The organism is Actinoplanes sandaracinus, assembly GCF_030009775.1.
Taxonomy (GTDB): domain Bacteria; phylum Actinomycetota; class Actinomycetes; order Mycobacteriales; family Micromonosporaceae; genus Actinoplanes; species Actinoplanes sandaracinus.
Window position 1 is genome coordinate 21501 of sequence record NZ_JASCTH010000055.1, and the last position, 9764, is coordinate 31264.

At 71.3% G+C, this 9764-nt stretch carries 7 protein-coding genes and 2 pseudogenes; 5 read left to right on the forward strand and 4 right to left on the reverse strand.

Features of this window, described 5'->3' with window-relative positions; translation table 11 throughout:
* Window positions 1–27 precede the first annotated feature (27 nt).
* The 4 genes and pseudogenes from QLQ12_RS45195 to QLQ12_RS45210 form a co-directional block, all read right to left on the reverse strand.
* The gene (locus QLQ12_RS45195) at window positions 28–732 is read right to left on the reverse strand and encodes a beta-ketoacyl-ACP reductase (protein WP_282767259.1); all 705 of its coding nucleotides are present in this window, start codon (window positions 730–732) and stop codon (window positions 28–30) included.
* 492 nt (window positions 733–1224) lie between these two features.
* Window positions 1225–2175: a VWA domain-containing protein gene (locus QLQ12_RS45200; RefSeq protein WP_282767260.1), complete on the reverse strand. Its 951-nt coding sequence runs from the start codon at window positions 2173–2175 to the stop codon at window positions 1225–1227.
* Window positions 2172–3185, reverse strand: a complete 1014-nt coding sequence (locus QLQ12_RS45205; RefSeq protein ID WP_282767261.1) for a DUF58 domain-containing protein — start codon at window positions 3183–3185, stop codon at window positions 2172–2174. The genes QLQ12_RS45200 and QLQ12_RS45205 overlap by 4 nt, the downstream gene beginning before the upstream one ends.
* A 277-nt stretch (window positions 3186–3462) precedes the next feature.
* Window positions 3463–4492, reverse strand: a pseudogene (locus tag QLQ12_RS45210) (AAA family ATPase); the annotation flags it as partial.
* A 355-nt stretch (window positions 4493–4847) separates the two neighbouring features.
* Between QLQ12_RS45210 and QLQ12_RS45215 the strand changes: the two are divergent.
* From QLQ12_RS45215 to QLQ12_RS45235, 5 genes and pseudogenes are all read left to right on the forward strand, one after another.
* Window positions 4848–5189: a hypothetical protein gene (locus QLQ12_RS45215; protein WP_282767263.1), complete on the forward strand. Its 342-nt coding sequence runs from the start codon at window positions 4848–4850 to the stop codon at window positions 5187–5189.
* Window positions 5190–5198: 9 nt separating this feature from the next.
* Window positions 5199–5714 carry a PH domain-containing protein gene (locus QLQ12_RS45220; RefSeq protein WP_282767264.1) on the forward strand — a complete coding sequence of 172 codons (516 nt, stop codon included), beginning with the start codon at window positions 5199–5201 and terminating at the stop codon, window positions 5712–5714.
* Window positions 5715–6010: 296 nt separating this feature from the next.
* Window positions 6011–7375: pseudogene (locus tag QLQ12_RS47300) on the forward strand (PH domain-containing protein); the annotation flags it as partial.
* Window positions 7376–8074: 699 nt separating this feature from the next.
* The gene (locus QLQ12_RS45230) at window positions 8075–8467 is read left to right on the forward strand and encodes a thioesterase family protein (RefSeq protein ID WP_282767265.1); all 393 of its coding nucleotides are present in this window, start codon (window positions 8075–8077) and stop codon (window positions 8465–8467) included.
* 487 nt (window positions 8468–8954) lie between these two features.
* Window positions 8955–9194, forward strand: a complete 240-nt coding sequence (locus QLQ12_RS45235) for a hypothetical protein (RefSeq protein WP_282767266.1) — start codon at window positions 8955–8957, stop codon at window positions 9192–9194.
* Window positions 9195–9764: the final 570 nt, after the last annotated feature.

Consider the following 9764-nt stretch of genomic DNA (forward strand, 5'->3'; position numbering starts at 1 on the left):
TCTCTCCTGAAAAAGTTCCCCGGGACTTCAGTGGCCCATTCCGAGACCACCGTCGACCGGCAGCACGGCGCCCGAGATGTAAGCCGCGCTGTCGCTGGCCAGGAAGGTCACCGCCGCGGCGACCTCGTCGGTAGCGGCGAGACGACCGGCCGGCACGGCCTTGATGATCTCGGCCTTACGGGACTCCGTCAGGACCGCGGTCATCTCCGTCTCGATGAACCCGGGCGCCACCACGTTCGCGGTGATGTTGCGGCTGCCCAGCTCCCGCGTGATGCTACGGGCCATGCCGATCAGGCCGGCCTTGCTCGCGGCGTAGTTCACCTGGCCGGGTCCGCCGTACAGGCCGACGACCGACGAGATGAAGACGATGCGGCCCCATTTGGCGCGCAGCATCTTGGAGCTGGCCCGCTTCGCGCACCGGAACGCGCCGGTCAGGTTGGTGTCGATGACCCGCTCGAACTGCTCCTCGCTCATCCGCAGCAGCAGCGTGTCGTCGGTGATGCCGGCGTTCGCGACCAGCACCTCGACCGGGCCGAGCTCAGCCTCCACAGTGCTGAACGCCGCGTCGACCGCCGCCGAGTCGGTGATGTCGCACTGCACGCCGAACAGGCCCTCGGGAGCGCCCGAGCCACGATGGGTGACGGCCACCCGGTCGCCCTGCTTCGCGAACGCTCTCGCGATGGCCAGGCCGATGCCGCGGTTTCCTCCGGTCACCAGAACGGTGCGAGCCACAACACACTCCTTCGACTTCGACGAGCCATCACGAGTTCACACAGGGCCACCAGGGCCCTCCGAGAAGGGAGACTATCGGCCCACCGTCCCACGGCCGAGGGACGGTCCCGCCGACTTACACCCCGTTCAGTGCGGGGCCGATTTTCTTAAGTTGCGATTAAGGAGTACGCTGCCAACCGGTTCCAGGCCCGACGACTGACGGAGGTGATCGCTGTGCGAGATAGCGATCCTCCTAGTCGTGGCCGGGACGCTCGTCAGCGTTTCTGACCGCTGACCAGACTCCTCATCCGCACACCACCGGCCTCATCCAGGTCGGCTCCGTGTTGTGCGGGTGGTTCCGGCCGCGAAGTGACCCAAGCGCCTCATGCTCGCTCAGTCACCAGCGGAAGTCGGTTTCCATCATGAAGAACCTTGTCGCGCCCATCGGTTTCACCCTGCTCTCGGCATGGGTGGTCGTGCTCTTCGTGCTCGCGCACAACACACCCTGACCTGTCACGGCAGGCGGGACGTCCACAGCAGGCTCATCGAAGCTCCCAGCAGCCCGAGGAGCAGGCCCGCCCCGGCGTACCACCGGGTCACCTCCTGCGATTCCACCCGGTGGCCGATCGAGCTGCCCATGTCCTTGTAGACGTTCTTCAGCTCGCCCACCGACGCCGCCTCGTAGAAGAAGCCGTCGGTGCCCTCGGCCAACTGCTGCAACGAGAGCCGGTCCACCGGCACCAGCTTCATGTCGCCGCGGATGTCGACCACCCCGGTGTCGGTGCCGAACGCGATCGTCGACACCGGCACGTTGGCCTGCGTGGCAGCGGTCGCCGCGTCCTCCATCGACCGGCCCGACGTGCGGTACCCGTCGGACAGCAGGACGATCCGGGCCGGTGGCGCGCCGTCCGCCCCGTCCGCCGGAACGGTCCGGATCGCGTCCAGCGACGTGAAGACCGCCTCGCCGGTCGCGGTCGCCTCGGCCAGGGTCAGCCCGTCGATCGCGGCGACCACCGCGGACCTGTCCTTCGTCGGGGCGACCAGCACGTTCGCCGCCTTCGCGAACGACACCAGGCCCAGGTTGTAACTCGGCGGCAGCTCGTTGACGAACGCCTTCGCCGCCTCCTGCGCCGCCTCGATCCGGCTCGGCGCCACGTCCTCGGCCTGCATCGACAACGACACGTCGATGGCCAGCATCACGGTGGCCCGCTCCAGCGGCTGCTCGGTGTCGACCGACGGGCGGGCGGTCGCCGCCGCCAGCGCGCCCAGCATCAGCAGGAACGCCGCCGCCGAGACGTGCCGGCGCCAGCCCAGGCCCTTCGGCGCGAGTGTGCGGAGCAGGTCGACGTTGGTGAAACGCATCGCGTACTGCCGTTTGCGGAACTGCCGCCAGACATAGGCCCCGGCCATGGCCAGGACCGGCAGCAGCGTCAGCAGCCACCAAGGCTCCAGGAAACGGATCATCGTGTGGTCCCTCGGGTACGGGCGTGGCGCTGAGCGGCCACGAAGCGGACCATGTCGAGCAGCCAGTCGGTGTCGGTGCGCAGCCGCAGGTGGGACGCACCGGCCGCACGCAGCGCGCGGGCGATCGCGGCACGCTGCTCGCCCGCGGCCTCCGCATACCTCTGGCGCAGTTTCGGATCGGACGTCTGCACCTCGTGCAGCACCCCGGACTCCGGGTCGGCGAGGGTCAGCACCCCCACGTCGGGCAACTCCAGCTCACGCGGGTCGACCACCTCGATGGCCACCACGTCGTGCCGCACGCCGAGTTTCTTCACCGGCCGCGACCAGCTCTCCACCGGCGCCAGGAAATCGGAGATCACCACGGCCACGCCGCGCCGCCGCGGCGGCCGGTTCAGCATGTCGATCAGCGCGCCCAGGTCGGTGCGCCCGGGCTGGATCCGCGTTCCCGCGATCGCCCTGAGCATGCCCTGCGCCTCCTTGCGGCCGGGCCGGGCGGGCAGGCGCAACACCGGGGCCGACGGCTGCGGCTCACGGTCCGCCGCCGCCTTCCGGCGCCACCACCCCTGCCTCACCTCCCGTTCCGGTACGCCGGAGCCGGTGCCCACCACGGCGCCGATCCGGTTGCCGCCCCGGACGGTGAGATGGGCCATCGCGGTCGCGGCCGCGACCACCAGGTCCCGTTTCAGCCACTTGGCGGTGCCGAAGTCGAGACTCGCCGACAGGTCCACCGCCAGCCAGGTCTCCAGTTCCCGGTCGGCCACCGTCCGGCGCACGTGCGGCTGTGTGGTCCGGGCCGTCACCGGCCAGTCCATCCGGCGCACGTCGTCGCCCGGCCGGTACTCCCGCGACTCGCCGGCCTCGCTGCCCGGGCCGGGCAGCAGGCCCGCGTAGTCGCCCTGCAGCAGGCCGTCGAGTTTGCGGGTGACGAGCAGTTGCAGCCGGCCGAGGACGGCCTCGGCCCGGGCCGAGGCCGCCGGGGCGACGGGCATCGAGGTGCCCGGCGCGGTCATGACTGGCCGGGCCAGGCGCCGCCACCCTGCGGTTGGGAGCGGCCGTTCTCGTAAGACGTGGCGGGAACGTCACCGGCCGACTGCGGCCCGGCGGGACCGGCCACGTACTGCGCGGGCTGTGGCTGGCCGGAGGCGACCGGGCTCAGCGGGCCGGGGTGGACCGGCTGGCCGAACTGACCGGGCGGCCCGAACTGCCCCGGTGGAGCGGGCTGGGCCGGCCCGAACTGTCCCGGCTGGCCCTGGTGGCCCGGCTGCGCCGACTGGCCGTTGGGCGAGCCCTGGCGGGAGGAGACCTGGGGCGGCGGAACCGCCTGCATGATCCGGGCGACGATGTGGTCGGCCGGAATGTCGTCGGCCAGCGCGTCATAGCTGAGCACCAGCCGGTGCCGCAGAATGTCCGGCGCGATGTCCTGCACATCCTGCGGAAGGGCGTAGTCACGGCCGCGCAGCAGCGCCAGCGCCCGGGTGGCCCGGACGATGCCGAGCGAGGCACGCGGGCTCGCGCCGTACTGAATGAGCTGGGCCACGTCGGGTATGCCGTGCTGCGCCGGGGCGCGGGTCGCCAGCACCAGCCGGACCGTGTAGTCGACCAGCGCGTTGTGCACGAACACCTGGTCGGCACGGCGCTGAAGAGCCAGCAGCTCGGCCGGGGTGAAGATCGGCTTCGGCTCGGGGGCGCTCACCCCCATCCGGTAGACGATCTCCCGCTCCTCGACGTCGGTCGGGTAACCCACCAGGATCTTCATCAGGAAGCGGTCGCGCTGCGCCTCGGGCAGCGGGTAGACGCCCTCCTGCTCGATCGGGTTCTGCGTGGCCATCACCAGGAACGGGTCGGGCACGTCGTAGCTCTTGCCGCCGATCGACACCTGGTGCTCGGCCATCACCTCCAGCAGCGCCGACTGCACCTTGGCCGGAGCCCGGTTGATCTCGTCGGCGAGCAGGAAGTTCACGAAGACCGGGCCGAGCTCGACGTCGAACTGCTCGGTCGACTGCCGGTAGATCCGGGTGCCCACGATGTCGGAGGGCACCAGGTCCGGCGTGAACTGCACCCGGGAGAACGTGCCGCCGACCACCTTGGCCAAGGTCTCCACCGCGAGGGTCTTGGCCACACCGGGCACACCCTCGAGCAGGCAGTGACCGCGCGCCAGCAGGGCCACGAACATCCGCTCGACCATCCGGTCCTGGCCCACGATGACCCGCTTGACCTCGAACATGGCGCGCTCGAGTTGCGACGCGTCCTGCGCCGGCGGCACCGGCGCACCGGCATCGGCGCTGGTATCGGTCTCGGGCGTGCTCGGCTGCGCCACCGGTCCTCCACAACGGTCGAGATGCCGGCACAGCGGTGCCGACGCTCAAGACTTACACGACATCCAACAACACACGGCTGAGAGGTTCCTAAGAGCCGAACCAGCCGCCTGTCCGGCAGCATAGGAACCGCCGTCGTCACCCGGACGTCATCATCGCCGGACGGCGAACGTTCCCGCAGCCCGGGGCACCATAGGCCGATAGTGTCGATCTTTCTGCGCGATACGCCGGATCGGGCACCATCACCGGGTACTTACGCGACCTTGCGAAGCGTGTAGCATTTGCCTCGTCGCCGGGCGGCTTCCCCCGTGGCCGCCCGGCGCTCAAACTTCTCCCTCCCGTCCGTAGTGTTACGGCATGGTCGAGGATTCCTCGGAGATTGCTCCGCAACGCTCCGCACAGGTCCAGCCGGAAAACTTCCAGCCGGAAAACTCCGCGCAGATCCAGCCTGAAGACTCGGCGCAGATCCCGCCGCAATGCTCCGCCCAGATCCCGCCGCAATGCTCCGCAAAGAATTGCCGCGCCTCGGCCGTGTGGCAGCTCCATTGGAACAATCCGAAAATCCACACTCCGGACCGCCGCAAGACGTGGCTGGCCTGCGCGGAGCACCGCCCGACCCTCGGCACGTTCCTCGAAGCGCGCGGATTCCTGCGTGAGGTCACTCCCTTCGCCTCGTCGGGAGATGCGGTCGTCTCCTAGGCTTCAGGTGTGACCGAGCCGTCCGCGCCAACCATCGTCGATGCCCTCGAACCCTGGCCCGGCACCGTCGTGTGGCGACCGGTCTCCAGCCGGCTGATCATCGTCCACCTGATCGGGATCGCCACGTCGACCGTGGTGCTGCTCGCCGGCCTCGTCACCGGCTTCGTCCTGAGTCAGCACACCGCCTGGCTCTACGGCATGGCCCCGGTCGTGCTGCTCGGCATCTGGCGGGCCGTGATCGCTTCCCGCGCAGTGCGCGCCTGGGGATACGCCGAGCGCGACAAGGACCTGCTCGTCCGGCACGGCCTGCTGGTCCGGCACCTGTCCATCGTCCCGTACGCGCGAATGCAGTACGTGGACGTCACCGCCGGGCCGCTGGAGCGGGCGTTCGGGCTGGCCACCGTCCAGTTGCACACCGCCGCCGCGGCCAGCAACGCCCGCGTGCCCGGGCTCCCACCGGACGAGGCGTCCCGTCTCCGGGACCGGCTGACCGCCCTCGGCGAGGACCGGGCCGAGGGCCTGTGACCAGCGCCGGGCTCCCCCACCCCACGCCCCCGCAGCCGGACTCCGCACCGCCCGCCGCGCCTCAGCCCGCCCCCGCACACCCCGCGACACCACAGCCCGCCCCCGCACCGCCCGCAACACCACAGCCCGCCCCCGCACCGCCCGCCGCACCTCAGCCCGGCTCCGCACACCCCGCAACACCACAGCCCGCCCCCGCACCGCCCGCCACACCACAGCCCGCCCCCGCACACCCCGCGACACCACAGCCGGGGTTCGGCTCGCCCGGAGCGCCCGCTACGGGCGTACCCGGCGGGGGTCTGGAGAATCACGGGGAAACGGGGGCCGCGGCCGGGCCGCGAGCGGAGACCTCCCTCGCGCCAGCGCCCGAGGGGGAGCCGCGTCAACGGCTGCATCCGCTGAGCCCGCTACTGAAAGGCGCCAAGAGCATCGTCGTGATCGTCGCGGCGCTGTCCTGGCAGACCCTCGGGCAGCTCGGGGCGACCGACTTCGCGCTGATCGTGCTGGCTCTCGCGGTCGCCGTGGTGATCTTCTCGGCGATCGGGTGGTGGAACACCGGCTACCACGTCGTCGGACGCGAACTGCGGATCGCCGAAGGACTGGTCTGGCGGCGCAACCGGGCCATCCCGCTCGACCGGCTCCAAGCCGTCGAGGTGCGGCGGCCCCTGCTCGCCCAGCTCACCGGCCTCGCCGAACTCCGGCTCGAAGTGGTCGGCGGCAGCAAGACCGAGGCGCCGCTGGCATACCTCACCGTCCGCGACGCCTCCGAACTGCGGGCTCGGCTGCTCGCGCTCTCCGGACGCGCCCCCGTTCCCGTCTCGGGCTCGCCGGCCGCGCCGGCCTCAGCGGCGACCACTACTCCGGTCGAGGAGCCGCCGCTCTACCAGGTGCACAACCAGGATCTGCTGATCAGCCAGCTACTCACCCCGCAGGCGTTCTTCCTGCCGTTCGGCGTGGCCTGGGTGATCACCCAGTTCGTCATGGAAGGTTCGTGGACGTTCATCGGCATCGCCAGCACGATGACCGCGATGGCCGGCGTCCTCCTCCAGCCGATCCGGCGGGTCCTGCGCGACTGGAACTTCCGGCTGATCCGCGGCGAACGGCTCACCCTGCACTACGGGCTCGTCGAAACCCGCAACCAGGTCGTGCCGCCGCACCGGGTGCAGACCGTCCGGATCACCTGGCCGTTCCTCTGGCGGGCCAAACGATGGCTGCACCTGAGCCTCGACATCGCCGGCTTGTCCCAGCCCGAATCCGGCGACGACAAGAGCTCCGACCGTCTCATGCCCGTCGGCGACCTGGCCACGGCCCGCGCGCTGGTCGACGCCGCACTGCCCGGAGTCGACCTGACCGCCCTCGCCACCTCGCCACCACCGCTGCGGGCCCGCTGGCTGCACCCGTTCGGCCTGCGGTTCCTCGGCGCCGGACTAGCCGGTGAAGTCTTCGTGAGCCGCTCAGGGCGGGTCACCAGAGAGATGACCCTCGTTCCCTACGCGAGGCTCCAGAGCGTGCGGATCGTGCAGGGGCCGCTGCAGCGGCGGCTCGGGCTGGCCACCGTCTACGCCGACACCGCCGGCGGACGGGCCGGAGAGGCCCGCGACCGTGACCTGGCCGAGGCATACGCGATCGCCGACCAACTCGCGGTCCGCGCGCGCCAGGCCCGCACCACCCCGCCCACCCCTTCTCCTTACACGCCGTCCGCCGCCCCGACGCCGCCGGCCGCGCCCCCGTCAGGCTTCGCACCGCCCACTACCGCCCCTTCCGGCGTTGCCCCACCCACCGCTGCCCCACCTGGAGTTGTCCCACCTGGGCTTGTCCCACCCGGCACGTTTCCACCCCCGGCCGCCGCGCCTTGGACGGTTCCGCACGGCGCCCTCCCACCAGGAGTCACCACGCCTTGGGCAGTCCAGCCCGGCGTCACCGCGCCGTGGACAGTCCCGCCCGGGGCTCCCACGCCGTGGATCGCCCCGCCGGCGGCCACCGTCCCGTGGACCGCGCCCGGCCCCATCCCGTCCGGCAACACGACACCCGAAACCGCCGCGCCTCAAACCACCCCGCCCGCCGTCTTCCCGCCCAGCACGCCTCCACCCCCGTCCGCGGCATCGTGGACCACCCCACCCGGCCCCACCCCGTCCGGCAACACGACACCCGGAACCACCGCGCCTCAGACCACCCCGCCCGCCGTCTTCCCGCCGGGGGCCGCTGCGCCTGGGACGGCTGTGGGGTCGGCCGCTCCCGGCGGAGTGGGATCGGCCGGATTTGTGTCGCCTGGTCCTTTACCGTCCAGGCCGGTGCCACCGGATGCGGCCGAACCGGTGGACGAGACGTACTGGCAGCGGCCCGAACAGCCGTAAGCTTTGGCGATGGAGCTTCCGGAGTTCGCGCCCGGTCTCAGCGCCCGGGTCGAGTTGACGGTCACCGACGCCGACACCGCCCAGTCCCTCGGCTCCGGCGACGTGCCGGTGCTCGCAACCCCGCGAGTGCTCGCCCTCGCCGAAGCGGCGACGGTCGCCGCGACCGCCCGCCAGATTCCCGGCGGCGTCACCACGGTGGGCACCCGGGCCGAGATCGAACACCGGTCGCCCACACCGCTCGGCCGCCGGGTCACCGCCCAGGCGACCCTGACCAAGGTGGACGGGCGCAAGCTGTTCTTCGAGGTGACCGTTCAGGACGGCGACGTCCTGGCCGCCGAAGTCCGCATCGAACGCATCGTCCTGGACAGGCAGCGTTTCATCGCCCGCGCCTTCGGCGACTGACAAGCCAAGGACGTTTCGGCGTGCTCCGCCCCCGAACATCCATACCCCTCACCGACGGCACGCCGTGACGACCACAGACCCGGCGGGCAACTGACAGCAGCGACGACAGCGGCAGCCGCAGACGACAAGAGCTGCAGCGCCGACAAGCGCGACGGCGACAAGCGCGACGGCGACAACGGCGGTGGCGGTGGCGGTGGCGGTGGGCGGTGGCGGTGGGCGGTGGCGGTGGGCGGTGGGCGGTGGCGCAGACGGGCGACGGTGGTGGCGGCGACGGCCAGCAAACCCAAGGTCAAGAAGCGGGCCAACGGCAGCCGCAGCATGTGAACTTCGAGCACACGCCGCACCTCCATCTCCGCGCCCTCTCCGCCGCCATCGGGATTCCGCGAACCTCCTCCGCGGCCGCCAGATAGAGCGCGAAACGCGATCCGCCCCGCTGGTTCACAACCTCAGGGCGCCCCGAGTGTGGCAATAATTCAGCGAAGCCGATATGAGCACGCCGGGCTGCAGTCTTAGCTCGCAGGCCGAGCAGGCCGAGCAGGCCGAGCAGACCCAGCAGACCCAGCAGACCCAGCAGACCCAGCAGACCCAGCAGACCCAGCAGACCCAGCAGACCCAGCAGACCCAGCAGACCCAGCAGACCCAGCAGACCCAGCAGACCCTCAACGATGATGTCGTCCGAAAACTCGACACCCGTTGTGGGTGTACCCCACACCCACAACGGGTGTGAGTTTTTGGGGAGGTGGTGAGTCAAAAACCCGCATCAACTATTCCTCCAGCCGACCCGAGCTGGCCGGTGTCGGGCACCGCGGTCAGAATCCGGCCGAATCGGGCAACGCGAACCTGACCGGGCCAGGCCCAGGGCCAGGGCCAGCTTGGTGCAGCCGGGCAGAAGCCGGCTGGGCCCGGGCTACCGAGCCAGGGCTGGCCAAAGCCGGCCGGGCGGGGCGCGGCGGGGCGCGGCGGGGCGCGGCGGGGCGCGGCGGGGCGGGGCGGGGCGGGGCCCACCAGAGTGAAATGGGCGGCTGGTCAAGGTGGGCCGAGACCGGCTGGCCGGGGCTGCACGGGGCTGGGCGAGGCCGAGCTGGGGTCGGCCGGACGGTACGGGCCCGACGGAGTGGCACGGGCCGGGCTGGGTCGGCATGGCTGAGTTGGGCGGGATGGGCGGGATGCGCGGGATGCGCGGGATGGGCGAGACCAGGCCGGGATGGGCGGGATGGGCGAGACCAGGCCGGGATGGGCGAGACCGGACCAGACCAGACCAGACCAGGCCGGGATGGGCGAGACCGGACCAGACCAG